Here is a 24008-nt window from a genome sequence, read left to right on the forward strand (position 1 = left end):
TTTTTTAGGTTACCACGATCTGGAAAGATTATGGCTCAAGGTGAGTTTGATGTGATTGCCCGCTATTTCAACCGGGTGGGCTATTCACGACGGGATGTTGAACTGGGGATCGGCGATGACTGCGCCCTGCTGAACATTCCGGACAAACAGTTGCTGGCGGTCAGCACGGATACGCTGGTATCCGGTATTCATTTCCTGCCCGACATCGATCCGGCCGATCTGGCGTACAAATCTCTGGCGGTCAATCTGAGCGATCTGGCGGCAATGGGAGCCGACCCGGCCTTTGTCTCGCTGGCGCTGACTTTGCCTGGTATCGATGCCGACTGGCTGGCCGCCTACAGCGATAGCCTGTTTGAACAGCTTTCTTACTACGATATGCAACTGATTGGCGGCGACACTACCCGTGGGCCGCTCAGCATGACGCTAACCATTCAGGGGCTGGTGCCGTCGGGCCGGGCGCTGAAACGCAGCGGAGCGCGCATCGGCGACTGGATTTACGTCACCGGAACGCTGGGCGACAGCGCCGCCGGTTTGGCTATTTTGCAGGATCGACTGCCGGTGTCCGACGCCGACGATCGTCAATGGCTGCTGCAGCGCCATTTGCGCCCCCAGCCGCGTATTCTGCACGGGCAGGCGCTGCGCGATCTGGCCAGTGCGGCTATCGATCTGTCTGACGGGCTGGCGTCTGATTTGGGGCATATTCTTAAGGCCAGCGATTGCGGCGCGCGCATCAATCTGGATGCGTTGCCGTATTCCAGCGCGTTGCTACGCCATGACGACCCGGAACAAGTGATGCGATGGGCGCTCGGCGGCGGTGAAGATTATGAACTGTGCTTTACCGTACCGGAGCTGAACCGGGGTGCGCTGGAAGTGGCGATCGGCCATCTGGGCGCTCGCTATACCTGCATCGGCCAGATCGGGCCGGCTTCTGAAGGGCTGAGCTTCTTCCGTTCAGGGCAACCGGTGACTGTTAATCTGAAAGGGTATGACCATTTTGGCGCATGAAAACAAAGGATCGCTGGTCGCCAAAAGCCGCCTGCGGATGAGTAATCCGTGGCATTTGCTGGCGACCGGATTCGGCAGCGGCCTGTCGCCGTGGATGCCCGGCACCGCAGGCTCGCTGGCGGCCATCCCGGTGTGGTATCTGCTGATGCTGTTGCCGTTGCAGCTCTATTCGCTGTTGGTGATGCTCAGTATTTGCATCGGCGTTTATCTGTGTCATCGCACCGCGAAAGACATGGGCGTGCATGACCACGGCAGCATCGTTTGGGACGAATTTGTCGGGATGTGGATCACCCTGATGGCGGTGCCGTCGACCCACTGGGGATGGGTGGTTGCCGGGTTTGTGATTTTCCGGGTTCTGGACATTTTCAAGCCCTGGCCGATTCGCTGGTTTGATCGCAACGTACATGGCGGTATGGGCATCATGGTCGACGATATTGTCGCAGGGGTGATTTCAGCCGCGGTTTTGTATGTGGCCGGGCACTATGTGATATAGCAGCTGTGCGCACGAGCGCCGCTTTTCTCGTGACGGTAAGAAATCTGCTGCTGTAAAAAAACCGGGTTACCCCGGTTTTTTTATGTCCGCCTAATTGGCGCCAGTCAAGCCAGCCAGTCGCGGATGCGGCGCTCGATGCCAGCCGCGTCCAGCGCCAGGTCGGCGCGGATTTCCGCCTGAGTACCTTGCGGAATGAAGATATCGGGCAGGCCGAGGTTGAGCACCGGCACGGCCAGGCGTTTCGCCATCAGGTACTCGTTCACGCCGCTGCCGGCGCCGCCCATAATGGCGTTTTCTTCCAGCGTGACCAGCGCGTCATGGCTGGCGGCCAGCGAGGCTATCAGCGTCTCGTCCAGCGGTTTGACGAAGCGCATATCCACCAGCGTGGCGTTAAGCGCCTCAGCCGCCTGTTGCGCTTCCGGCAGCAGGGTGCCGAAATTCAGAATGGCGACCTTCTCCCCCTGACGCTTCATCACGCCTTTGCCGAGCGGCAGGGTTTCCAGCGGCGTTAGCGCTACGCCCAGCACATTGCCGCGCGGGTAGCGTACCGCACACGGCCCCTGCTGGTAGTGGTAGCCGGTATGCAGCATCAGCCGGCACTCGTTTTCGTCGCTGGGCGTCATGATCACCATCTGGGGGATGCAGCGCAGGAACGAAAGATCAAACGCGCCCTGATGGGTCTGACCGTCGGCGCCGACGATGCCGCCGCGATCGATGGCGAACAACACCGGCAGGTTCTGGATAGCGACGTCATGAATAACCTGGTCATAGGCGCGTTGCAGGAAGGTGGAATAAATCGCCACCACCGGGCGATAACCGCCGATCGCCAGCCCGGCGGCAAAGGTCACCGCATGTTGCTCGGCGATGGCGACGTCGAAGTACTGCTGCGGATATTCACGCGAAAACGACACCATGCCCGAGCCTTCGCGCATGGCCGGGGTTATCGCCATCAGGCGGTTATCCACGGCGGCGGTTTCCTTCAGCCACTGGCCGAAAACGGCGGAGTAGGTAGGCAGCGCTTCTTTGTTCTTCGGTAACGTGCCGCTGGCCGGATCGAATTTCGGCACCGCATGCCAGCTGATCGGGTCCTGTTCGGCCGGCGCATAGCCTTTGCCTTTCTTGGTCATGATATGCAGCAGCTGCGGGCCTTTCAGGCTGCGCATATTTTTCAGGGTCTGGACCAGCGACTGCACGTCATGCCCATCCACCGGGCCGATATAATTGAATCCCAGCTCTTCGAACAACGTACCGGGCACTACCATGCCTTTCAGGTGCTCTTCGGTGCGTTTGACCAGTTCCTTGATGGGCGGCAGACCGGACAGCACTTTCTTGCCGCCTTCGCGCAGGGTGGAATAGAGCTTGCCGGACAGCAATTGCGCCAGATGATTGTTCAGCGCGCCGACGTTTTCGGAAATCGACATTTCATTGTCGTTCAGTACGACCAGCATGTCCGGTTTGATATCACCGGCGTGGTTCATGGCTTCAAACGCCATGCCGGCGGTAATGGCGCCGTCGCCGATCACGCAGACGGTGCGGCGACCCTGTCCTTCACGTTCGGCAGCTACGGCCATACCGATGCCGGCGCTGATGGACGTCGAGGAGTGACCGACGCTCAGCACGTCGTACTCGCTCTCGCCGCGCCAAGGAAACGGGTGCAGGCCGCCTTTCTGACGGATGGTGGCGATGCGGTCGCGTCGTTCGGTCAGGATTTTGTGCGGGTAAGCCTGGTGGCCCACGTCCCACACCAGATGGTCGAACGGGGTGTTATAGACGTAATGCAATGCCACGGTCAGCTCGACCGTACCCAGACCCGAGGCAAAATGCCCGCTTGAGCGGCTGACGCTGTCCAGCAGATACTGTCGCAGCTCGTCGCACAATTTGGGCAGGCTTTCCCTTGGCAGCAGGCGCAGTTCCTCGGGGTTTTCCACCAGCGCCAGCGTGGGGTATTTCGCTATATCAAAGGTCATCGGATACTCATCAAGCGGTATTGATATTAAAATTATTTATCACGTTCAACGACATAGTTCGCCAGCGCCCGCAACGGTGCAATAGCGGCGGGCCTGTCCAGCGTTTCTTCCAGTTCATTCAGCGCCGAGAGGGATTCCTGACACAGTTCCCGCGCTTTGATTTTGGCCTGCTCAAGTCCCAACAACGCCGGGTAGGTGCTTTTACCGAGCTGCTGGTCGGCGCCCTGGCGTTTGCCGGTGGTGGCGCTGTCGCCAATCACATCAAGAATATCGTCCTGCACCTGAAAGGCCAGTCCGACAGCGTTGGCGTAGCGGTCGAGGCAAGGCAGGGCGAGGCGTCCGCGCTCGCCGGCGGCCAGCGCGCCCAATCGTACCGAGGCCCGAATCAGCGCGCCGGTTTTATGGCGGTGGATGCGCTCCAGCGCCAGCAGGTCAACCTGATGGCCTTCCGCTTCCAGATCCAGCGCCTGACCGCCGCACATGCCGGCCACGCCGCTGGCGTTGGCCAGTTCGGAAATCATCGCCAGCCGATCGCGGTCGCTGACTTGCGGCATCGGCGCGTCCGCCAGAATGGAGAACGCCAGCGTCTGTAAGGCATCGCCCGCCAGAATCGCCTTGTCCTCGCCGAATCTGACGTGACAGGTAGGCTGACCGCGCCGCAGATCGTCATCATCCATGGCCGGTAAATCATCGTGAATCAGGGAGTAGGCATGAATACATTCAACGGCGGCGGCCGGCGCGTCGAGGTTATCCTGCGAGATACCGAACAACTGGCCGGTGGTATAGACCAGAAAAGGACGCAGACGCTTGCCACCTAACAATGCGCCGTGCGCCATAGCTTCCACCAGTGGACTACTCTGAAAAGGCAGGGTGGAAATAAACTGGTTGAGTGCGGCGTTGATGCGTTGATGGTGAGCAGTGAGCTGCTTGAGAAAATCTGTCATAACGACTCATTATCCGGCGTAAAAGGTGTCAGGGCGGCATCGGGATCGTCATTCAGCAGAATCTGAACGCGCTGTTCGGCCTGCTGCAATTTCAATTGCCCCTGACGGGCAAGCTGGACACCCTGCTCAAAGGCGTTCAGCGCCTCTTCCAGCGGCAGTTCGCCCGATTCCAGACGCGACACGATCTGCTCCAGTTCGGCGAGCGAGCTTTCAAAGCTGACGGGTTGTTCAGTTTTTTTCGGCATATTCGTTTCCGGATCTTGTTTATACGCGCCTGTCGGCGCCGACGCCACCGGATTGTCACGGCAAGCGCCTCAATGATACGCAATTATGCGCTTAATCCGCGCAGCTTACCGCAATATGGTGGTATACTCCGCGCCCTGGATGCTATTGGTAACGCCACCCGGACAAGGATGGTTTTACCGATAACGTAATTTTAGCGCTCAGGGTACCTGCGTTTTATCCGCGTACCTGTTTTACGCCTTCAGAACCAACTAACGATAGCCGCCATGAAGTTTATCATTAAATTGTTCCCGGAAATCACCATCAAGAGCCAATCTGTGCGATTGCGCTTTATAAAAATTCTTACCGGTAACATCCGTAACGTTTTAAAACAGTATGATGAAACGCTGGCGGTTGTCCGTCACTGGGATCATATCGACGTTCGCGCCAAAGACGAAAATCAACGTATAGCGATACGTGATGCGTTGACGCGTATCCCGGGCATTCACCACATTCTTGAAGTGGAAGAGTGCGCTTACACCGATGTCCACCATATTTTTGAACAAACGCTGACCACCTACCGCGAGCAACTGGAGGGTAAAACCTTCTGCGTGCGGGTGAAGCGCCGCGGCAAGCACGATTTCAGCTCTCAGGATGTGGAGCGCTACGTCGGCGGCGGACTGAATCAGCATATCGAGAGCGCGCGCGTTAATCTGACCGCTCCGCAGGTCACGGTGCATCTGGAAATCGAGCAGGATCGCCTGCTGCTGATTAAAGGGCGCTACGAAGGGATCGGCGGTTTCCCCATCGGCACGCAGGAAGACGTGCTGTCGTTGATCTCCGGCGGATTTGACTCCGGTGTTTCCAGCTACATGCTGATGCGCCGTGGTTGCCGGGTGCATTACTGCTTCTTCAATCTGGGCGGCGCCGCGCATGAAATCGGCGTGCGTCAGGTCGCGCATTACCTGTGGAACCGTTTCGGCAGTTCACACCGGGTGCGTTTTGTCGCCATCGATTTCGAACCGGTGGTCGGTGAAATCCTGGAGAAGGTGGACGACGGCCAGATGGGCGTAGTGCTCAAGCGCATGATGGTGCGGGCGGCGTCGCGCGTTGCCGAACGCTATGGCGTGCAGGCGCTGGTGACCGGCGAAGCGCTGGGCCAGGTATCCAGCCAGACACTGACCAACCTGCGGCTGATTGATAACGCCTCGGATACGCTGATCCTGCGTCCACTGATTTCTCACGATAAAGAACACATCATCCGTATGGCGCGCGAGCTTGGCACCGAAGATTTCGCCAAAACCATGCCCGAATACTGCGGCGTGATTTCCAAAAGCCCGACGGTGAAGGCGGTGAAGGCCAAAATCGAGCATGAAGAAAGTCTGTTTGATTTCTCGATTCTTGAACGGGTGGTGGAGGAAGCGCGTAACATCGATATCCGCGATATTGCCGAACAGACCCGGCAGGATGTGACCGAAGTGGAAACGGTCGGCGCCTTTGCCGCGAGCGATATTCTGCTGGATATTCGTTCGCCGGACGAGCAGGATGAGCACCCGCTGGCGCTGGAACAGGTGGAGGTAAAATCGCTGCCGTTCTACAAACTGGGGACGCAGTTCGGCGACCTTGATCAGAGCAAAACCTACCTGCTGTATTGCGAGCGCGGAGTGATGAGCCGTTTGCAGGCGCTGTACCTGCGCGAACAAGGGTTCAACAACGTCAAAGTCTATCGCCCCTGACAGACCGTTCATGACGTAAACCAGAAAAAAGCGCCTAACCCGGCGCTTTTTTTGTCTCTGTGCTTCAGGCCGGGTCTTGATAGTTGTAGATTCCCGGCGGCAGCACCAGCTGCGCGGCGATTTCTGCCGCCTTATCTTTACCCAGCAACAGATCGATCAGCTTCAGGGCAAAGTCGATACTGGTGCCGGGGCCCTGGCTGGTCAGCAGATTGACGCGCGGGTCGAACACCACGCGCTTTTCCAGCCATTTTTCCGGTGAAATCCGCTCTTTTAGCGTTGGATAGCCGGTCATATTGCCGATCGGAAACAACTGGTGGTGCTCCAGCACCACCGCGGGAGACGCGCAGATCGCCGCCACGATTTTGCCTTCCTGATGGGTTTGCCGCAGGCGTTCGACCAGCAGCGGGCTGTCGCGGAAACACTCCGCGCCTTGCAGACCGCCGGGCAGCACGACCGCGTCAAAGTCATGATCGGCAACGGCCACCAGTGGCGCGTCGGCAATCAGCTTTACGCCGCGGGAGCAGGTGATTTCCGTACTGCCATCGCTCGCCACGCTGGCCGTGGTCACGCGGACTCCTGCTCTGACCAGCAGATCGATGGTGGTCACAGCTTCGATTTCTTCGCTACCAGGCGCCAGACAGACCAGAACCGAGGCGGTCATATTCACTCTCCTTTCGTTTGATATAGTCGAACAGACGGCTGTTTTCCGGCAGGGAAAGCCCGTGGGCGCGGGCGCGGCGCAGCAGGTAACCGGTGATGTAGTCGATCTCCGTATGGCGCTGCGCCAGTACGTCCTGACGCATCGAGGAGGTATTGGCCGCCGTGTTCTGAATGATTTGATTGACGTAGAGTTGCAGGCTTTCCGACGAAGTATGGAAGCCTTCGCGGTCCATGACCTGCGCCACTTCCTGACAGAGCGTCTCAACCTGCTCCGGGTAAGCTTGCAATTCGCCGTTGGTACATTGATACAGCACGGTTAGCGGATTGATGACGCAATTGGCGGCCAGTTTCAGCCAGCAGGTTGCGGTAATGTGGTTATGCCAGGCGACGTCAGGCAGAGCCTGATGCAGCGTTTCCGCCAGTTGGCTTTGTTCTTCTTCCCGATTTGTCGAACGGTCGAGTGTACCGATATGGGTGATGCCTGCCGCGACATGCATCACCGTCGTCGGATCCCGCCGTGCCGCGTGCGTGGTCACCCCTAATAGCAATGGCCAACTGATTGCCGGCAGCTCTTCCCAGGTTCCCATTCCGTTGTGCAGCAGCAGAATGGTGCAGTCGGGGCGTAGCCGGGGCAGCAGGGCGGAAACCGCATCGGATACCTGCCAGGCCTTCAGCGTGACCAGCAGCAGTTCGCTTTGCGCCAGATGTTCGGCGTTATTGGCTGTCAGATTAAGGTTACAACGCTCGCCGGAGAGCATCGTAACGTTAACCTGACAGGACGTTTGCGGGATACGTAGCCAGCCTTGTACATCATGCCCTTGCCGGTGTAACGCATTGAGCCAGAGTTGACCGATGGCGCCACAGCCAAGAACAGTAATTTTCATCCGCAGTTTCCTTTGTCGGGGGCCAGCCTGTGTTTATCCGGCTTATCATAAAGTATTCCGCCGCCGTCCGCCGCCGCTTGTTGCGCGAGTAGCAGTAAGCAGGGCGAATTTTGCTTATTTGGCGTGAGCGGTTATCATGCTCGGCAGCTATTGTCAGGAGAAAAAATTATGCCATCTTTCGATATTGTTTCGGAAATCGACATGCAGGAAGTCCGCAATGCGGTGGAAAACGCCACCCGCGAGCTGGGCACCCGCTGGGACTTTCGTAATGTGCCGGCCAGCTTCGATCTGAATGAAAAAGCACAAACCATCAAAGCGGCCAGCGAATCGGATTTTCAGGTTAAGCAATTGATTGAAATTCTGCGGGAAAAGCTGGCAAAACGCGGAATTGAAGGCGGTTCGCTGGAAATCCCTGAAGAAATGGAGCACAGCGGCAAAACCTACAGCGTGGAAGCCAAGCTGAAACAGGGTATTGAAGCTACGCTGGCGAAGAAGATCGTCAAACTGATCAAAGACAGCAAGCTCAAGGTTCAGGCGCAGATTCAGGGCGAACAGGTACGTGTTACCGGGAAATCCCGCGACGACCTGCAGGGCGTGATTGCGCTGGTGCGCGGCGCCGATCTGGGGCAACCTTTCCAGTTCAATAACTTCCGCGATTGATCCACGCTATCCCTGTTGCGGTTAATCAGCGACAGAAATGCATGGTTTGTTGATAAGGCGCCTGAGGCGCCTTTTTCATTGCCAGCCTTAAAGTATTTACTGGGGAGGTAGTGATGGTTTTGCTGCAATTTTCCGGTTCTGTTCCCTTCGCATTGTAAAGCTCTCCCTGTCTGTGTTGACAAAAAATAAATAACTTTTCAAATCAGACTGATACATAAAAAAACAAACGTATTCATGCAGCTAACACGACTGTAAGTACTTCACAGCCAGTAGGTGTCGACGGTAAAAGAATGCGAACTCATACCACGTCTGGGACAACATAAAGCAGAGGACAGGGATGTCCTACTGCCTTACGTGCTGAGTGTGCCGAAGTCATCAAAAAGTCTGTTACAAGGAGAGCGCAATGAATCGTCGACACTTTCTCAAGGTTGCCGCTGGCAGTGCCATTACGACACTGGCTTTTAACGGCATCGCTCAAGCACAAAGTAATAACGGTACTCCGGCGGTGCTTCCACCATCGCTGAAAGAACGTGGTTCTATTTTGCCAACCCGGGGAAACATTATTCGTACCAGCCTGCCGTTAAATCAGTCGATACCCGGCATGCGCTATCGTACGCCGTATCGCTTTGGTATGGGAGGGACGCAAATCGGCAATATTTTTGCGGCGATCAGCGATGAGCAGGCGCATAGCATACTGGAGGCCGCCTGGGATTCAGGGGTGCGCTATTTCGACACGTCGCCGTTTTATGGCTATGGCTTAAGTGAATACCGTCTTGGGCGATTTTTGCGCAGTAAGCGCCCGGATGAATACATTATTTCCACTAAGGTCGGCAGGGTACTGAGACCGACGACAAAACCTACAGCCAATGCCGCATTGTGGGCATCGCCTGCGCCATTCAGTTATGAATACGATTTCTCCGCCGCCGGTGCGCGTCGTTCGGTTGAAGATAGTCTGCAACGGTTGGGGGTGCCGAAACTCGATATTGTCTATATCCATGATTTATCACCGGATAATACCGAGCTGCCGCGCCCGTGGCAGGAGCATTTCGCCCAGGCTGCCAAGGGCGCGATGGTGGAATTATCGCGGATGCGTGATGAAGGGCTGATCCGTGGCTGGGGATTTGGCATCAACACGCCGAATGCCGCGGTGCTGGCTGCTGAATCAGACGTGCCGACGCCGGATATCGTGCTATTGGCCTGTCAGTATTCACTGCTCGATCATGCCGAAACGTTACATAACACCTTCCCGACGTTACAGAGAAAAGGAATCTCAGTGGTTGTCGGCACCCCGCTGAATGACGGCTTTCTGGGCGGGCGTAGCCGCTATCACTTCAGCGACAACATTCCGCCGGGAGCGATGGAAAAACGTGCGCGGCTGGCGACAATCGCCGATCGGTTTGGTATCGACATTCGCACGGCGGCATTACAGTTTGCGGCAGCGCCTTCGATTGTATCCGCCGTTATCCCAGGAGCGCGGGTTCCAGGACAGGTACGCGCCAATGCCGAGTCAATGAAAGTGGCGATTCCGCCGGAATTCTGGAGCACGCTACGCCGCGAAGGGCTGATCGCGTCAGATGCACCTGTGCCAGCCTAAACATTGCCCGACAAGCCTGAGCGCGCCGTAGATACCCCGATCGATGTACGGCGCCCCATTTTCCGCCAGACGTTATGAAGGTCATGATGGATGAAAATATTGTGTGCTGTATTGGCGTTGAGTCTGTCAACGATGTTGCCTGCCCTGGCTCAGACGGCATCCCCGCTAGGTGAGGCGGATATCGCCGGGCTGGCTGGTAAGCGGGATCTGGTGCAGGAAGAAAAGAACCGTGCGTTGGTGGTTGAGTTTTATACGGAAGTGTTAAGCCATCGCCGGGTCGATCTGGCGGATAAATACCTGAGCGCAGACTATATTCAGCATAATCCGTATGCAGCGACCGGGCGCGAGGCATTTGTGGCCTTTTTCACCGATTTATTCCGTCGTTATCCGCAATCCGAGCACCGTATTATCCGCACCGCTACCGACGGCAATCTGGTCTATCTGCATGTATTTGCACGGAATGATCCCAACGATCGGGGACGGGCGGTGGTCGATATTCTGCGCGTTGATAACGGTAAGATCGTGGAGCACTGGGATGTGGTACAGCCGATACCTGAAACGAGCGCCAACACCAACGGGATGTTTTGATACGGCTTGCCCGGCGTGGGCAAGCCATCGAGCCTTATTGACTGACCAACTGCTCCAACTGCTGCCGGCTGGTCTTTTTGCGATCGATTTTCACGTAGGCGCTGAGTTCATCCGGCACAATCACCACATCCGCCACACCCGGATGCTGCTGCAGTTTATCGGACAGCGCATTGTCCCGCAGCGCTTCATCCGGCAGGGCAATGCGCAGGCTGCTCAGATAAGGCGGCTCCTGCATGGTGAAGCTGACCAGCAACCAGGCCAGCCCCAGCAGCGCGCCGGCGCTGAACACCAGCGATGCGCCATGCAGGTCATACAGCGCGCCGCCGAGGCTGCCGCCAATCGCCACCCCGATAAACTGGGTGGTGGAATAAACCCCCATCGCGGTGCCTTTGTAGCCGGCAGGCGACTCCTTGCTGATCAGTGACGGCAACAGCGCTTCCATAACGTTGAACCCCAGGAAGAACAGCTGAATGCCGATAAGTATCTGCCACAATGCATGGCTGCCCGCCTGCAGCAATACCAGCTCTGCCGCAATCAGAATCATGACGCAGGCAATAAAGACCTGCTTCATCCGCCGTTTGACCTCGGCATAGATGACGAACGGCACGACGGCGGCGAACGACACCAGCATCGTCACCAGATAGACCTTCCAGTGATGCTGCGGCGCCAGACCTGCCTGCTCCATTACCCGCGGTAATGCCACAAAGCTCGACATCAGCAGGATGTGCAGGCACATGATGCCGAAGTTGAGTTTCAGCAGCCGGCTGTTGGCCAGCACTTTGCTGACGCCATCGCGTACGATTGCGGACTCGCGATTCAACACATGGGATGACGACGAGGGGATGATTGCCAGGGTAATAACGATAGCCAGCAGCGCCAGCAACGCGATCCCCCAGAATAGCGCATTCAGACCCAACGCGTGGGTGACGATCGGGCCGACCACCATGGCGATGGCAAAGGTAACGCCGAAGCTGACGCCGATGAACGCCATCGCTTTGGTGCGGTTTTGTTCGCGGGTTAAATCCGACAGCAGCGCCATGACCGCAGCGGAAATCGCGCCGGAGCCTTGTAGCGCACGACCCAGAATAATGCCCCAGATAGAATCGCTAAGCGCGGCGATGACGCTACCCAGCACAAATATCAGCAGGCCGCCGACAATCAGCGGTTTACGTCCGATGCGGTCGGACATCAGCCCGAATGGGATTTGGAAGATCGCCTGCATCAGGCCATAAATGCCGATCGCTACGCCAATCAGTGATTCGCTGGCGCCCTGCAGGGCCATTCCGTAAGTGGTCAGCACCGGAAGCACCATGAACATGCCCAGCATGCGAAGTGAAAAGACCAGACCCAGTCCCCATGTCGCCCTCTGCTCAACAGGGGTCATGCGATTATCGTTCATTGCTACCTCTGACATTTCGTTAGCGCTATTTTAGTGTCCGGGCCCAAAAGCGTAAACGACAGGTTTGTTTCTGTATTTGGCAAAACAGGGGAGGGAGGATAAAAAATGTCCGCCGCCAGGTTCATTACGCGGTCGGTAGTGGCGATAAATATAAAATAAGGCAATGAATCAGCGAGGGTTTTAACCTTTGTACGGCGCCAGCGTTTTATGGGCCGGGAGCCACAGTGGCGCATCGCGGCGGCAGTCAGAAGGGCACGGGTTAGTTCACGCTAGCTCACTTCTTGCCCTCCATCATGTGACGTGCGCCTTCTCCTGCCGCCAAAAGCGAAAGTGTGAGATCCGGACGCTCTGCTGAGAACCGTTAGGACAGCGCGCGAAGGACATTGTCGATATCAGACCGCCATTCCTCTGCGAAGACCGCTTTGAACGGAACGGTGCCAACCGAGGCGCTTGAAATAACTACCGTGGGTTCGAGGTCGCGCAGAAGCATAAGGCTGCTCTTGAGGTCCGATTTCGAGCCGCCTTCATACCAATTGGTGCGGGTTTCCCACATCCCGTGGTTCATATAGATAGTGTCTCCGGTAAAGAGATATGTTTGCCCATAAACTGAATGAACCAGAAAACACACGCTGCCTTTGGTATGACCGGGGGTTGGTATCACCTCAATGTTGCCCTGAAGGGTCTCCCGGCTATCGAACAGGTAATCGACCGGCGTTACCTTTCTGGCGTCCGCTTCCTCTAGTCGGTGGCAACAGAGTTTCGAGCCAAAAAGCGTTTTTATCTCGGCGAGTGCGCCGCCTACTTCATCCCGGTGGCTCAAAAACTGATAGGCTACCCCGCCCAGTGCTTGAATGTGTCGATACTCCTGCCGCGAGCCAGAGTTGTAAAAGAGGATGTTGCCGGTGTCTTGTACCAGCAGATAGGCGTGGGAGTTTACGCCCGAGAATGGGTGCTCCACACGGGTCTGCCAGAGATCGGGATAAATCTGTTTCATGCATGCCTCCTTTGTTGCCAGGCCGACGTGCGATGGAGGTCGGCCGCCTTCGCTGTTCTACGCATTTCGCTCCATCGCCAGTCGCTGCAACATGTGCTCGTTGGTGAACGATTATTCATAAGTGAGCTGCGCAACTCAGGTTCACCCTGATAGCAAGGAGCAAAGCCGGTTTAGCATTTCTTCTGTCTGTTTAGCAGATTGCATTCCAGGCCGGATTGCCCGCTCAGTCGACGCTAGGTGTGTGCAGATTCAGGTGTCTGGAAATACATCTCTCCTTCGAGATCGGAAAGCAGCGAAGGCATAATCGGGTTCCAGCCGAGTCTTTCCCGCGTCAGGCGGTTTGATGCGTCCAGGTCGAATGAAACAAAATGCGAGAACCATCCGAAGTGCGCCTCTGCTTCGGCTGCGGACTTCGAAATGATGGGTACGCCTAACCCACGACCGATAGCAATGGCGATGTCTCTGAACGGAATGCGTTCCTCGGTGACGGCATGATAGCGAGCGCCCGAGGTACCTCGTTCCAGTGCGAGACGATACAGCATTGCAGCGTCGAGACGATGCACGGCTGGCCAGCAATTTTGACCGTCTCCTATGTAGGCCGAAACTCCTGTTTTGCGCGCAATGTCGATCAGTAAAGGCACGAACGCATGGTCGCCTGCGCCGTGAACGGATGAGGCGAGCCGGACGATCGAGGCATGGACGCCCTTTGCGATGACCGCGTCGACGGCTTCTTCCGTTGCTGCGCGCGGATTCGCTGCAGGCCCCATTGCGGGCATTGAGTCTTCGGTGGTTCTTTGGCTCTTGGGAAGAATGCCAATGGCTGATGTAATCACAAGCCGGCGGGCGGAGCCTTCGATAACTGATCCCAGTGCCTCGATCAGGCGGCGGTCAGTTTCGCAGTTGGCCTGAAATTTGGAAAAATCATTGTCAAAGGCGGTATGGATAATGCCATCACAGACCGCAGCTCCGGCGAGAACGCTGTCGAGATCCTCTATGTCGCCGCGATGAGCCGAACCGCCGATAGCCCGTAAATCATCGGCGGACTTGTCTGAGCGGACAAGCCCAAGAACCTGGTATCCATTAGCGATCAATTCGCGGACAATCGCGGAACCGACGAATCCGCTGGCTCCAGTAACAAAAATTCGCATGGTCGAGCCCCCTTTTTCATTTCCTGGTGAAAAAAGCATGGTGAAAAAACGGCTGATGACGGGGTGATTAGGCGCCTCAATCTCAAGCCGTTGGGGCATTCTATTGAACTCGTTTTGTACGATCTATACCGGAAAATCCAAATATCTTTCGCTATCGTCCAGGGTCGGGATGTGACGTTTTTGGGGAAATACTACTCTGAATTAAGAGCGAGGGATATGACGCCCTTGAGGTTTCATCCGGGGGTAAGGGCTGAGGCAAGTTATGCGCCCGGTCTTACCGAGCGGCTATATCGCCTTGGGGAGTGCCCTATAATTCGCTTGAACGCGGTGCTGAATGCGCTTTCCGATTCATACCCAAGCGAAAAGGCGATGGTGGAAACCGGATCGTCTGAGTTCATTAGTCGATCGCTGGCAAGCAGCATACGCCATCGCGTCAGGTAATTGATTGGAGACGTACCGACGGCTTCTTTAAAACGCTGTGCGAATGAGGAGCGCGACATACCCGTCAGTTCGCCCAGTTCCTGAACCGTCCAGTTCAGGGCGGGTTTTTCATGGATGGCGGCGATTGCCGCACCAACGTTTTTGTCGGCCAGAGCCGACAGCAGCCCGACGTCACGGCAATCCAGATGCAGCCTGAGCGTTTGCACCAGGATCATGTGCGCCAAATGCTGCAAGATGAGGACGCTGCCGGGCTGCGGTACTCGCAGTTCCTGCATCATTCGTTCTACCAGCCACCGTAGTGTTGTTTGATCCGCGGTGCTACGGATGTGAACGATGCGGGGCAAAAGTTTCAACAGCATGTCGGCATGCAGTTCGGAAACGGAGAAGCGGCTACTGACGATAAATATGTCGCCGCCGCCGTTCCAGCTAACTATGCCGCCGCTTTCCGCTCCCGTGAACACCTCCGCCGCCTGCACCGGCTTAACGTCCATTTGGCTGGCAAGGTGAAACGGTTCCCCTCGCGGAAGAACAAAACAGTCGCCGCTTTCGAGTTGAACCGGCTCGTCAACCCCCTCCACCGCTAGCCAGCAGCGCCCCGTGACTATCGCGCCGCTCTTGATCGTTCCCATTTGGTCAGGGAATTGAATCGCCCAGTCGCCGCCGCCGTCAAATCCGGCAGACATGTAGTTAACTGGCTTCAATAAGGCTAGAACATCGGAAAGAGGATCCATCAGCGCTCGCGGACGATTAGCAAATAAAAGTGAATTTTTATCCTAAAGCGTCCGGCACTTTAGCGCCAGGTTTTTCAGCGTTCCCTGATCCGCGCCACACTCAGCGAGGCTTTCTGGGGGAGGAGAGGGCGGGTGTGGTAAGTTTGATTTCAGTCAGGCTGATGACTGGGGAAACCCTCTGTGGCGGGCCTCAGTGTAGACCGGCCAATTCGGTGCCGATCGCTGCATGAAAAAAAACAGACGGGCAAGCCCGTCTGTCGGTAAGCGTGTACTGATGATATCAGTGCAGGTAAGTCAGCAGGCTTTCCTGCATCGGCGCCATCGAATCCACCGACATCATGACGCTCAGGGAGGTGATGGCCACGATGGAAAACACGAACAGCTTTCTTGCCCATACGCGATCGTCGTTCGGGCTTTTGTAGCCGGACAACGCCATGCCAAGCCACCAGACGCTGACCGCCGCCGCCACCACCAGGTATTTGTAGCCGGCGTAACCGCCCAGCGACAGCATCAGGGTCGCAATCATAAACGCCAGGATGTACAGCGTAATATGATGCTTCGCCACGGAAATGCCTTTGACGACCGGCAGCACCGGAATATTGGCGGCCTGATAATCCTTAAAGCGGAAAATCGCGATGGCATAGGAGTGCGGCATCTGCCACAGGCTGAAAATCAGCAGCAGAATCAGCGCGCCGGCGTCAAACTGATTGCTGACAGCGCAATAGCCGATTACCGGCGGCGCCGCACCCGACAGGCTGCCAATCAACGTGCCGTAAACCGAATGGCGTTTCATGTACAGGCTGTAAACGCCGACATATACCACAAACCCCATCACCGCCAGCCACATGGCCAGCGGATTTGCCGCGAGGTACAGTAACGCGAAGCCAGCAATACCTAACAGCGAAGCGTAAATCAGCGTGTTCTTCAGCGGAATCAGCCCCTTCACCAGAACCCGATTCTTGGTCCTCTCCATTTTTTTGTCGATATCGCGATCGATAACGTTGTTAAAGACGCAACCCGATGCAACGACCAGCGACACCCCGATCAGGGTCGCGACAAACAGCGGATAGTTGATGGTGCCCTTGGCTGCCAGCAAAAATCCGCCGATAACGGAAATCAGGTTGCCAAAAATAATGCCGGGTTTGGTGACCTGCAGGTATTGCTTAATCATCATGTAAAAGGCTCGGTTACTGAATCATCATGTTGTGGTGCGCATTCATCATGATCCACAGGGATCCCACCACCACGATTGCGATAATCAGGGCGGTAAACACAATGGCTACCACATTCCAACGCTCTTCTGATGAGGTATTGAGATGCAGGAAGTACACCAGATGAACCAGAATCTGGATAACGGCGCAGCCCAGCACGGTCAGCAGAATGACGCTGTGGGAAGCCGAACCGTTCATCACCAGACCGAACGGAATAACGGTCAGGATGATGGACAGGACGAAACCAATCAGATAGGACTTCACGCTACCGTGGCTGGCGCCGGCATGATCGTGTGTGGAATGACTCATTACATCGCCCCCATCAGATAAACAACAGTGAAGACACAAATCCATACCACGTCAAGGAAGTGCCAGAACAGGCTCAGACACATCAGACGGGTCTTGTTGGTGCTGGTCAGGCCGTATTTCGTTACCTGGATCATCATGATGGCGATCCAGATCAGGCCGGAGGTCACGTGGATACCGTGGGTGCCGACCAGCGCAAAGAACGCGGACAGGAACGCGCTGCGGTCAGGACCGGCGCCTTCTGCGATCAGGTGATGGAATTCGTAGATTTCCATACCGATGAACACCAGCCCGAACAGGAAGGTCAAACCCAGCCAGGCGTTAACCTGGCTCTTGTTGCCTTTGTTCATGGCGATCATCGCCATGCCGTAGGTGATACTACTGAACAGCAGGGCGAAGGTTTCCACCAGCACGAACTTCAGATCGAACAGTTCCTTGCCGGTCGGGCCGCCAGCGGTGCCGTTCACCAGAACGGCGTAGGTCGCGAACAACATCCCGAACAGGATGCAGTCGCTCATCAGGTAGATCCAGAAACCGAAGACTTTATTGCCGCCGGTGTCGTGGTGCCCATGCTCGGCATGGGCTGCATTGTGATGAGTTAACGTATCAGTGGCCATTATTTCACGCCTGCTTTGCTGAGTTTATCGAAGTTTTGGTTTTCGATTTGTTCGACCTCTTTAACCGGTACGTAGTAATCCACGTCCTGATTAAAGCTGTGCACGATCCAGGTCGCGATCATGCCCACAAAACCGATAATCGCCAGCCACCAGATATGCCAGATCATTGCGAAACCAAATACCAGGCTGAATGCGGAGATGATCACGCCTGCGCCGGTATTCTTCGGCATATGAATTTCTTCATACTGGGCCGGTTTGCGATAAGCATCGCCTTTTTCTTTGATTTCCCAGAATGCATCGCGTTCCTGAACCTGCGGCACAATGGCAAAGTTATAGAACGGAGGCGGAGAAGACGTTGCCCATTCCAGCGTACGCGCATCCCACGGGTCGCCAGTCAGGTCGCGGTTCTGGTTGCGATCGCGGATACTGACGGCAAACTGGATAATCTGGCACAGGACGCCCAGCGCAATCAGGCCGGCGCCGATAGAGGCCACCACCAGCAGCGGGTGGAATTCCGGATTGATCTGCTGGCTCAGACGACGGGTCATCCCCATGAAGCCCAGCACGTACAGCGGCATAAAGGCTACGAAGAAACCGATGATCCAGAACCAGAAGGCGCGTTTGCCCCAGGTTTCATTCAGCTTGAAGCCAAATGCTTTTGGGAACCAGTAGGTGATACCGGCAAAGCAGCCAAACACCACGCCGCCGATGATCACGTTATGGAAGTGAGCGATCAGGAACAGACTGTTGTGCAGTACAAAGTTGGCGCCCGGCACGGCCAGCAGTACCCCGGTCATACCACCGATGGAGAAGGTGATGATGAAGCCGGTGGTCCACAGCATGGCGGAGTGCGGCTGAATACGCCCCTGGTACATGGTGAACAGCCAGTTGAATATTTTAACCCCGGTCGGGATAGAAATAATCATCGTCGCGATACCGAAGAAGGCGTTGACGTTGGCGCCCGACCCCATAGTGAAGAAGTGGTGCAGCCAGACGATAAACGACAGAACGGTAATCGCGATAGTCGCCCATACCAGCGAGGTATAACCGAACAGACGCTTTTTACAGAAGGTTGCCACCACTTCGGAGTAAATACCGAAGACCGGTAGCACCAGGATGTACACTTCCGGATGGCCCCAGGCCCAAATCAGGTTGATGTACATCATCATGTTGCCGCCCATATCATTGGTGAAGAAATGGGTGCCGAGGTAACGGTCCAGCGTCAGCAGAGCGATGGTTACCGTCAAAATCGGGAAAGCGGCAATAATCAGTACGTTGGTGCACAACGCCGTCCAGGTGAACACCGGCATTTTCATCAGCGTCATGCCAGGCGCACGCATTTTCATGATGGTGGCGAAGAAGTTAACGCCAGTCAGCGTGGTACCCACACCGGAAATCTGGAGACTCCAGATCCAGTAGTCTACCCCGACGCCGGGACTGTATTCCTTACCTGACAACGGCGGATAGGCTACCCAACCGGTCTGGGCGAACTCGCCGATCCCCAGAGACAGGTTGATAAGAATCACGCCGACTACAAACAGCCAGAAGCTGAGTGAGTTCAGGAAGGGGAAGGCTACGTCACGTGCGCCGATCTGCAGCGGAACCGCCAGGTTCATCAGACCGACCACGAACGGCGTCGCCACGAAGAAGATCATGATCACGCCATGGGCGGTGAAGATCTGGTCATAGTGGTGAGGGTTGAGGAAACCCGCTTCACCGGCGGAGGCCAGCACCTGCTGACCACGCATCATGACGGCATCGGCAAAACCACGCAGCATCATCACCAGACCGACGATGATGTACATGATACCGATTTTCTTGTGGTCTACGGAGGTGAACCACTCGGACCACAGCCATTTCCATTTACCAAAATAGGTAACGGCAGCCAGCAGCGCCAATCCGCCTAAAATGATTGCCGCCACCGTGACCATGATAATCGGTTCATGGTAGGGGATCGCATCAAGAGTTAATTTTCCGAACATCGTTTATCCCTCGACTCCTTTTAATGAGAGGAGTGCTCGCTCATGTTCATGCCCTGGTGATTCTGCATGCCTTCTTCTTTCTTAGGCTCGCCTTCGGCACCGTGCTGCATGTTCATGTTGTTGCCAATGAATTTGGTAATGATCTGGCTGAACAGCTCAGGTTGGACCTGAGAGTAGTACTCCACCGGGTGGTACTCGGTCGGTTGCGCCAGTTTGTTAAAGTCATTCATCGTGCTCAGCGTCTTGGATGACTTGCGTACATTCTCAACCCATTGGTCAAACGCTTGCTGATCCGGGGTCGCGATGGCGGTGAATTTCATGCCGGAGAACCCTTTGCCGCTGTAACCGCCGGAAATGCCGTCGTACTTGCCCGGCTCGTTGGCGATCAGGTGCAGCTTGGTCTGCATCCCGGCCATGGCATAGATCTGACCACCAAGACGCGGAATAAAGAAGGAGTTCATCACCGTATCGGACGTAATCTTGAAATTGACCGGAACATTGGTCGGGAATGCCAGTTCATTGACCGTGGCGATGCCAAGGTCCGGGTAGATGAACAGCCATTTCCAGTCCAGCGACACCACTTCAACATTGATGGGTTTGACATTGGAATCCAGAGGCTTGTAGGGATCAAGCGAATGGGTGGTTTTCCAGGTGATCGTCCCAAGGATGATGATAATGATGATGGGAACCGTCCAGACAACGGCTTCGATTTTGTTGGAGTGCGACCAGTTTGGCGTGTACTTCGCTTTTTCGTTGGAAGCTCTGAACTTCCAGGCGAAGGCAATCGTCATAATGATCACCGGGATAACAACGATCAGCATCAAACCGAGTGCTGTCAGTATCAACGAACGTTGCTCTAACCCGACTTGTCCTTTGGGGTTCATCAATGCCATATCACAACCACTGAGAAGCAGTGTGGTTGCGATTAAAGACAACATCCCAAAAATTTTATTGTATTTCCTGAGTCTCATCTAGCGACCTCAATTACAAGGGCTCTATTGTCATTTCACGCGAGCGGGCATTTTACGGGAAGGTTACCGCACTGTAAACATGATTAAAGAGATGTCAGCCTGCTGTTTACAGTTTTTGCCTGACCTGTCACATCTGAGATACATTTCTCAAAATTACTTTTAAAAACAGTGGGTAAACCGACTACAGAAAAAGTATGTATCGCTTTTCAGGAATTACAACTATTTCTGAATACTATTTCGCTCTAGTGTTAATATTTCGTTTCTATAAGGTTGCGTTAAATAACGTACTCAGGCGGAATTATTAAGAATAATGAAATAAATGTTTCTACTCGCTGATGCCTGAGAAGAAAAATAATTTAATAAAGTGATAATAGATAATGACGGCGCGCTTTTTAGCGATAGCCTGCATTTATTGATTTACAACCGCCCGATTTACAGGCGGCGTGACGACAGATAATCCAGCATGCCGCCAAGTAGCATCGCCAGTACCGCCAGTATAGCGCCGGCGGTCATCAGCATGTTTTCCGCGCCGGTGTTTCCTAGCCAGCCCAGACCCATCATTCCCCAGACAAGCAGACCGCCGGCAAACAGTACGCAGCCGATAAAAAACAGGCGGGAAGCCAGCGTATAAAGGTGTGGATAGGCGCTACGACGAGCGAAAGCGCCTCCCGATTGCGCCTGTTCCAGCGATGGGCGGCAAATTTTCAACAGGAACAGCCCCGGAATGGCGATGATGATCGAAAACAGGTAAAACCATGCCCAGCCGTACAGTTCGACAAACCAGCCGGCAATCGGGCCGACGTAAACCCGCCCGACTGCCGACAGAGCGGACAGCAGAGCGAACTGGGTTGCGGAAAACGATTTGTTACAAAGCATCATCAATAACGCCACAAAGGCCGCGGTTCCCATGCCGCCGCACAGGTTTTCCAGAAACACCGCCGATGCCATGGTGAATAACTGCTTGTCCGTGACAGCCAACAGCCAGTAACCGGCATTTGACACGGCCTGCAGCAGGCCGAACAGCATCAATGACCGGAACAGCGTCCAGCGTTGCATCAGCACTCCGCCGTACAGCGCGCCGATAATCGTGGCGAACAGGCCCAGCGTCTTGTTGACCAACCCCACTTCGCCTGGATTGAAACCGACCCCCCGGATCAGAAAGGTAGTGCTGAGACTGACGGCAAACGCATCCCCCAGCTTATACAGCACAATCAGCATCAGAATCAGCCAGGCGTTATTGCGGCTGAAAAAATCTTTCAGCGGTGCGAAGACCGCTTGTTCAAGAGAGCGCGGAGCGGGTTCGCTGACGGCGGGCTCCGGCGACAGCCAGGTCGCCAGCGTGCACAGCAACAAAAGACCCGCCATCAGCCAGTAGGTGGCGTGCCAGCCGAGAAAGCGATCGGCAATCCACAACGCCAGGCCGCCGGAAACCAGCATAGCCAGCCGATAGCCCAGAACGGAAATGGCCGCGCCGCTGCCGCGTTCCTCCGGCGGCAACAAATCGGTTTTGTACGCATCAAACACGATGTCCTGCGATGCGGAACAGAACGCGATGATGACGGCCAGCATCGCCAGCCACCATAAATGATGCGAGGGATTCAGCGTACCGATAAAGACGATCGCCGCTACCAGCGACAGTTGCGTCACCAGCAGCCAGCCGCGGCGGCGCCCCATAAACGGCGGCGTATAGCGGTCCATCAGCGGCGACCACAGGAACTTGAAGACATAGGCTTGCCCCACCAGCGAGAAGAAGCCGATGGTTTTCAGATCCACATTTTCTACCGTCATCCACGCCTGCAACGTGCCGGAAGTCAGTGCCAGCGGTAAACCCGAGGCAAAACCCAAAATCAGAAGAATGACACTGTTGCGTTCACGGAAAAGCGAAAAAAGACGGCTGAGCATGCGAGGTCCTTTTCCCTTGCCCTGACAGGGCAAGGGAGGTGAGGCGGAATAAACTGTTACCGGGAGTTGGTTTTGATGAAGGTACTGATGCTGGTGTCCTGAGCCATATCGCTAATGACATCACTCAACACCTGATTGACCGACTCGGTAATCTTGCTGTTAGTGGCGGTAAGCGCGCCCTGTACATTATAGCTGGCGCGGTAGTTCTTAATCTGCTTATTGCCGTTGGCGGCCTGCGCAATAATGGAGATATCCGCGCGGGTGGTGATGTTGTAACGCAGATTGCCTTCGGCGACATCAGCATACAGGGTATTAACCACCACCTGCAGCGCCACCGGGCCGCCGGTGCCGATCATATAACCGCGGGTCGACATCTGTTTTTCCAGCACTTCCTGCAGCAGGAAACGCAAATCGCGCGACGGCGTCAGGGTCACCAACTGGCCGTCACGGTTGACCCGCGCCAGCGACTGATCGGCACGCTGGTCGGCGCCGTTAATGCTGATGGTTACACCCATCAGGGTAGGATCCTGCGACGGCAGGGCGATTTTCGGGGTGACATCCAGCGTGTTGCTCTTGCTGGCGCATCCTGCCAGCACGAGTGCGGCGAACAACGGGAAAATGAATTTTTTTAACATGCGTGTCTTCTCGTCATGAAACGGTGGTTGGCTGATAAACATAGTCCGGTATCATATCATCGTCTTGGACAAGAGAAAGAGCAGAAAGTGGTCAGTATCCTGCTGAGCTGCATTCCTTTTTTCCAGCGTGCTATGCGTGAATGACGTCTGGAAGCGGAGAATGGCATGTCGGGTTGATGAATCCGACTGTCGCCGCGTATCCAGATGGTCAATATATTCCCATTAATAATCAAAAAATGACTAAATTTGAAGTGGATAAGCGAGCAGTCAGTGATAAAAGGCCGTGTTATCGACGCAATTTTCACTGACGCCTGAAAAAGGTAACCCTATGATTCGTGAAACGATAGAAGCCAAGTTGCGTTCGGAATTCGAACCGCAACACCTTGAAGTTATTGACGAAAGTTATCGTCATAACGTGCCTGCCGGCTCTGAAAGTCATTTCAAGGTGGTGCTGGTCAGCGAATGCTTTACCGGCGAGCGGGTGATTGGCCGCCATCGCGCGATCTACCGCGTATTGGCTGATGAACTGGCGGGGGCGGTGCATGCGCTGGCGCTGCATACCTACACGCCGAAAGAGTGGCTGGACCTGCAGATGGCGGTGCCTTCGTCTCCGCCCTGTGGCGGCGCGGGATTGCAGCGTTGAGTGACCTGAACTGCCCGGCGACGAACCGCCGGCAACGCCGGTTGATCCATTTACAGGCGGTTTGCAGATAAAAAGTGTGAAAGCCCTCCGCCAATAGTCTGGTTACTCTCCTCGACTCGGTCTATCGATGCCGCTATAATGCCGCGTCTTATTTTCCGGAATGTATTCGGGACGCTTCTGACTATAGGGAACTGGTCCGGTAAAGTGGCCGTCCTGGTTCTGTGAGACTGTGATCAGCAAGGTCGCCCCAGGGCGCTTTATGAAAACGGCCTCTG

At 55.5% G+C, this 24008-nt stretch carries 23 protein-coding genes; 7 read left to right on the forward strand and 16 right to left on the reverse strand.

Annotated features, from left to right (window positions below; translation table 11 throughout):
- Positions 1-30: 30 nt before the first annotated feature.
- Both thiL and pgpA read left to right on the forward strand, forming a co-directional pair.
- Positions 31-1005 carry a thiamine-phosphate kinase gene (gene thiL, locus CVE23_RS05885; protein WP_100849100.1) on the forward strand — a complete coding sequence of 325 codons (975 nt, stop codon included), beginning with the start codon at positions 31-33 and terminating at the stop codon, positions 1003-1005.
- Positions 986-1498: a phosphatidylglycerophosphatase A gene (gene pgpA, locus CVE23_RS05890; protein ID WP_038661278.1), complete on the forward strand. Its 513-nt coding sequence runs from the start codon at positions 986-988 to the stop codon at positions 1496-1498. The genes thiL and pgpA overlap by 20 nt, the downstream gene beginning before the upstream one ends.
- A gap of 104 nt (positions 1499-1602) precedes the next feature.
- On the opposite strand, the gene dxs is transcribed toward pgpA, so the two are convergent.
- The 3 genes from dxs to xseB are packed head-to-tail and all read right to left on the reverse strand — an operon-like array spanning position 1603 to position 4654.
- Complete coding sequence (dxs, locus tag CVE23_RS05895) at positions 1603-3465, reverse strand: 1-deoxy-D-xylulose-5-phosphate synthase (protein WP_100849101.1); 1863 nt, start codon at positions 3463-3465, stop codon at positions 1603-1605.
- 32 nt (positions 3466-3497) lie between these two features.
- Complete coding sequence (gene ispA / locus CVE23_RS05900) at positions 3498-4409, reverse strand: (2E,6E)-farnesyl diphosphate synthase (protein ID WP_038918169.1); 912 nt, start codon at positions 4407-4409, stop codon at positions 3498-3500.
- Complete coding sequence (xseB, locus tag CVE23_RS05905; RefSeq protein ID WP_013316834.1) at positions 4406-4654, reverse strand: exodeoxyribonuclease VII small subunit; 249 nt, start codon at positions 4652-4654, stop codon at positions 4406-4408. The genes ispA and xseB overlap by 4 nt, the downstream gene beginning before the upstream one ends.
- A 264-nt stretch (positions 4655-4918) precedes the next feature.
- Here xseB and thiI point away from each other — a divergent pair, with 264 nt between their 5' ends.
- Complete coding sequence (thiI, locus tag CVE23_RS05910) at positions 4919-6367, forward strand: tRNA uracil 4-sulfurtransferase ThiI (RefSeq protein ID WP_100849102.1); 1449 nt, start codon at positions 4919-4921, stop codon at positions 6365-6367.
- A gap of 64 nt (positions 6368-6431) precedes the next feature.
- On the opposite strand, the gene yajL is transcribed toward thiI, so the two are convergent.
- Positions 6432-7028 carry a protein deglycase YajL gene (yajL, locus tag CVE23_RS05915; protein ID WP_038918172.1) on the reverse strand — a complete coding sequence of 199 codons (597 nt, stop codon included), beginning with the start codon at positions 7026-7028 and terminating at the stop codon, positions 6432-6434.
- Positions 6991-7911, reverse strand: coding sequence for a 2-dehydropantoate 2-reductase (gene panE, locus CVE23_RS05920; RefSeq protein WP_100849103.1), 921 nt, complete (start codon positions 7909-7911; stop codon positions 6991-6993). The genes yajL and panE overlap by 38 nt, the downstream gene beginning before the upstream one ends.
- 168 nt (positions 7912-8079) lie before the next feature.
- Here panE and CVE23_RS05925 point away from each other — a divergent pair, with 168 nt between their 5' ends.
- The 3 genes from CVE23_RS05925 (at position 8080) to CVE23_RS05935 (ending at position 10753) form a co-directional block, all read left to right on the forward strand.
- The gene (locus CVE23_RS05925) at positions 8080-8571 is read left to right on the forward strand and encodes a YajQ family cyclic di-GMP-binding protein (protein WP_038918174.1); all 492 of its coding nucleotides are present in this window, start codon (positions 8080-8082) and stop codon (positions 8569-8571) included.
- Positions 8572-8974: 403 nt separating this feature from the next.
- Positions 8975-10165, forward strand: coding sequence for an aldo/keto reductase (locus CVE23_RS05930; protein ID WP_100849104.1), 1191 nt, complete (start codon positions 8975-8977; stop codon positions 10163-10165).
- 90 nt (positions 10166-10255) lie between these two features.
- Positions 10256-10753: a nuclear transport factor 2 family protein gene (locus tag CVE23_RS05935; RefSeq protein WP_100849105.1), complete on the forward strand. Its 498-nt coding sequence runs from the start codon at positions 10256-10258 to the stop codon at positions 10751-10753.
- A gap of 34 nt (positions 10754-10787) precedes the next feature.
- Here the strand turns inward: CVE23_RS05935 and CVE23_RS05940 are convergent, their stop codons facing one another.
- From CVE23_RS05940 to CVE23_RS05990, 11 genes are all read right to left on the reverse strand, one after another.
- Positions 10788-12152 (reverse strand): MFS transporter, encoded by a 1365-nt coding sequence (locus CVE23_RS05940; protein ID WP_049854125.1) that lies wholly within the window; start codon positions 12150-12152, stop codon positions 10788-10790.
- A gap of 361 nt (positions 12153-12513) precedes the next feature.
- Positions 12514-13146: an MBL fold metallo-hydrolase gene (locus CVE23_RS05945; RefSeq protein WP_038918179.1), complete on the reverse strand. Its 633-nt coding sequence runs from the start codon at positions 13144-13146 to the stop codon at positions 12514-12516.
- Positions 13147-13379: 233 nt separating this feature from the next.
- Positions 13380-14393 carry an SDR family oxidoreductase gene (locus tag CVE23_RS05950; RefSeq protein ID WP_308420901.1) on the reverse strand — a complete coding sequence of 338 codons (1014 nt, stop codon included), beginning with the start codon at positions 14391-14393 and terminating at the stop codon, positions 13380-13382.
- A 161-nt stretch (positions 14394-14554) separates the two neighbouring features.
- Positions 14555-15466 carry an AraC family transcriptional regulator gene (locus CVE23_RS05955; protein WP_100849107.1) on the reverse strand — a complete coding sequence of 304 codons (912 nt, stop codon included), beginning with the start codon at positions 15464-15466 and terminating at the stop codon, positions 14555-14557.
- Positions 15467-15746: 280 nt separating this feature from the next.
- On the reverse strand, positions 15747-16637 hold the full coding sequence (gene cyoE / locus CVE23_RS05960; protein ID WP_038668788.1) for a heme o synthase: 891 nt from the start codon (positions 16635-16637) through the stop codon (positions 15747-15749).
- 16 nt (positions 16638-16653) lie between these two features.
- Entirely contained in the window at positions 16654-16986 is a 333-nt protein-coding gene (locus tag CVE23_RS05965) for a cytochrome o ubiquinol oxidase subunit IV (RefSeq protein ID WP_022632553.1), read from the reverse strand.
- Entirely contained in the window at positions 16986-17600 is a 615-nt protein-coding gene (locus CVE23_RS05970; RefSeq protein WP_100849108.1) for a cytochrome o ubiquinol oxidase subunit III, read from the reverse strand. Before CVE23_RS05970 ends, CVE23_RS05965 begins: the two co-directional genes overlap by 1 nt.
- On the reverse strand, positions 17600-19582 hold the full coding sequence (cyoB, locus tag CVE23_RS05975; RefSeq protein ID WP_100849109.1) for a cytochrome o ubiquinol oxidase subunit I: 1983 nt from the start codon (positions 19580-19582) through the stop codon (positions 17600-17602). Before cyoB ends, CVE23_RS05970 begins: the two co-directional genes overlap by 1 nt.
- A 20-nt stretch (positions 19583-19602) precedes the next feature.
- Entirely contained in the window at positions 19603-20553 is a 951-nt protein-coding gene (cyoA, locus tag CVE23_RS05980; protein ID WP_038661247.1) for a cytochrome o ubiquinol oxidase subunit II, read from the reverse strand.
- A 432-nt stretch (positions 20554-20985) separates the two neighbouring features.
- On the reverse strand, positions 20986-22455 hold the full coding sequence (gene ampG / locus CVE23_RS05985) for a muropeptide MFS transporter AmpG (RefSeq protein WP_100849110.1): 1470 nt from the start codon (positions 22453-22455) through the stop codon (positions 20986-20988).
- A gap of 56 nt (positions 22456-22511) precedes the next feature.
- Positions 22512-23090 (reverse strand): lipoprotein, encoded by a 579-nt coding sequence (locus CVE23_RS05990; protein ID WP_038661242.1) that lies wholly within the window; start codon positions 23088-23090, stop codon positions 22512-22514.
- Between the two features lie 328 nt (positions 23091-23418).
- Between CVE23_RS05990 and bolA the strand changes: the two genes are divergently transcribed.
- Positions 23419-23733, forward strand: a complete 315-nt coding sequence (gene bolA, locus CVE23_RS05995) for a transcriptional regulator BolA (RefSeq protein ID WP_013316852.1) — start codon at positions 23419-23421, stop codon at positions 23731-23733.
- Positions 23734-24008: the final 275 nt, after the last annotated feature.

Origin of the sequence: Dickeya fangzhongdai (genome assembly GCF_002812485.1) — a bacterium.
GTDB classification, from domain to species: Bacteria; Pseudomonadota; Gammaproteobacteria; order Enterobacterales; family Enterobacteriaceae; genus Dickeya; species Dickeya fangzhongdai.

Coding starts and splice junctions, on each gene's coding strand:
- thiL (WP_100849100.1), top strand. CDS start 31: ATGGCTCAAGGTGAGTTTGATGTGATTGCCCGCTATTTCAACCGGGTG.
- pgpA (WP_038661278.1), top strand. CDS start 986: ATGACCATTTTGGCGCATGAAAACAAAGGATCGCTGGTCGCCAAAAGC.
- dxs (WP_100849101.1), bottom strand. CDS start 3,465: ATGACCTTTGATATAGCGAAATACCCCACGCTGGCGCTGGTGGAAAAC.
- ispA (WP_038918169.1), bottom strand. CDS start 4,409: ATGACAGATTTTCTCAAGCAGCTCACTGCTCACCATCAACGCATCAAC.
- xseB (WP_013316834.1), bottom strand. CDS start 4,654: ATGCCGAAAAAAACTGAACAACCCGTCAGCTTTGAAAGCTCGCTCGCC.
- thiI (WP_100849102.1), top strand. CDS start 4,919: ATGAAGTTTATCATTAAATTGTTCCCGGAAATCACCATCAAGAGCCAA.
- yajL (WP_038918172.1), bottom strand. CDS start 7,028: ATGACCGCCTCGGTTCTGGTCTGTCTGGCGCCTGGTAGCGAAGAAATC.
- panE (WP_100849103.1), bottom strand. CDS start 7,911: ATGAAAATTACTGTTCTTGGCTGTGGCGCCATCGGTCAACTCTGGCTC.
- CVE23_RS05925 (WP_038918174.1), top strand. CDS start 8,080: ATGCCATCTTTCGATATTGTTTCGGAAATCGACATGCAGGAAGTCCGC.
- CVE23_RS05930 (WP_100849104.1), top strand. CDS start 8,975: ATGAATCGTCGACACTTTCTCAAGGTTGCCGCTGGCAGTGCCATTACG.
- CVE23_RS05935 (WP_100849105.1), top strand. CDS start 10,256: ATGAAAATATTGTGTGCTGTATTGGCGTTGAGTCTGTCAACGATGTTG.
- CVE23_RS05940 (WP_049854125.1), bottom strand. CDS start 12,152: ATGAACGATAATCGCATGACCCCTGTTGAGCAGAGGGCGACATGGGGA.
- CVE23_RS05945 (WP_038918179.1), bottom strand. CDS start 13,146: ATGAAACAGATTTATCCCGATCTCTGGCAGACCCGTGTGGAGCACCCA.
- CVE23_RS05950 (WP_308420901.1), bottom strand. CDS start 14,393: ATGCCCCAACGGCTTGAGATTGAGGCGCCTAATCACCCCGTCATCAGC.
- CVE23_RS05955 (WP_100849107.1), bottom strand. CDS start 15,466: ATGGATCCTCTTTCCGATGTTCTAGCCTTATTGAAGCCAGTTAACTAC.
- cyoE (WP_038668788.1), bottom strand. CDS start 16,637: ATGATTAAGCAATACCTGCAGGTCACCAAACCCGGCATTATTTTTGGC.
- CVE23_RS05965 (WP_022632553.1), bottom strand. CDS start 16,986: ATGAGTCATTCCACACACGATCATGCCGGCGCCAGCCACGGTAGCGTG.
- CVE23_RS05970 (WP_100849108.1), bottom strand. CDS start 17,600: ATGGCCACTGATACGTTAACTCATCACAATGCAGCCCATGCCGAGCAT.
- cyoB (WP_100849109.1), bottom strand. CDS start 19,582: ATGTTCGGAAAATTAACTCTTGATGCGATCCCCTACCATGAACCGATT.
- cyoA (WP_038661247.1), bottom strand. CDS start 20,553: ATGAGACTCAGGAAATACAATAAAATTTTTGGGATGTTGTCTTTAATC.
- ampG (WP_100849110.1), bottom strand. CDS start 22,455: ATGCTCAGCCGTCTTTTTTCGCTTTTCCGTGAACGCAACAGTGTCATT.
- CVE23_RS05990 (WP_038661242.1), bottom strand. CDS start 23,090: ATGTTAAAAAAATTCATTTTCCCGTTGTTCGCCGCACTCGTGCTGGCA.
- bolA (WP_013316852.1), top strand. CDS start 23,419: ATGATTCGTGAAACGATAGAAGCCAAGTTGCGTTCGGAATTCGAACCG.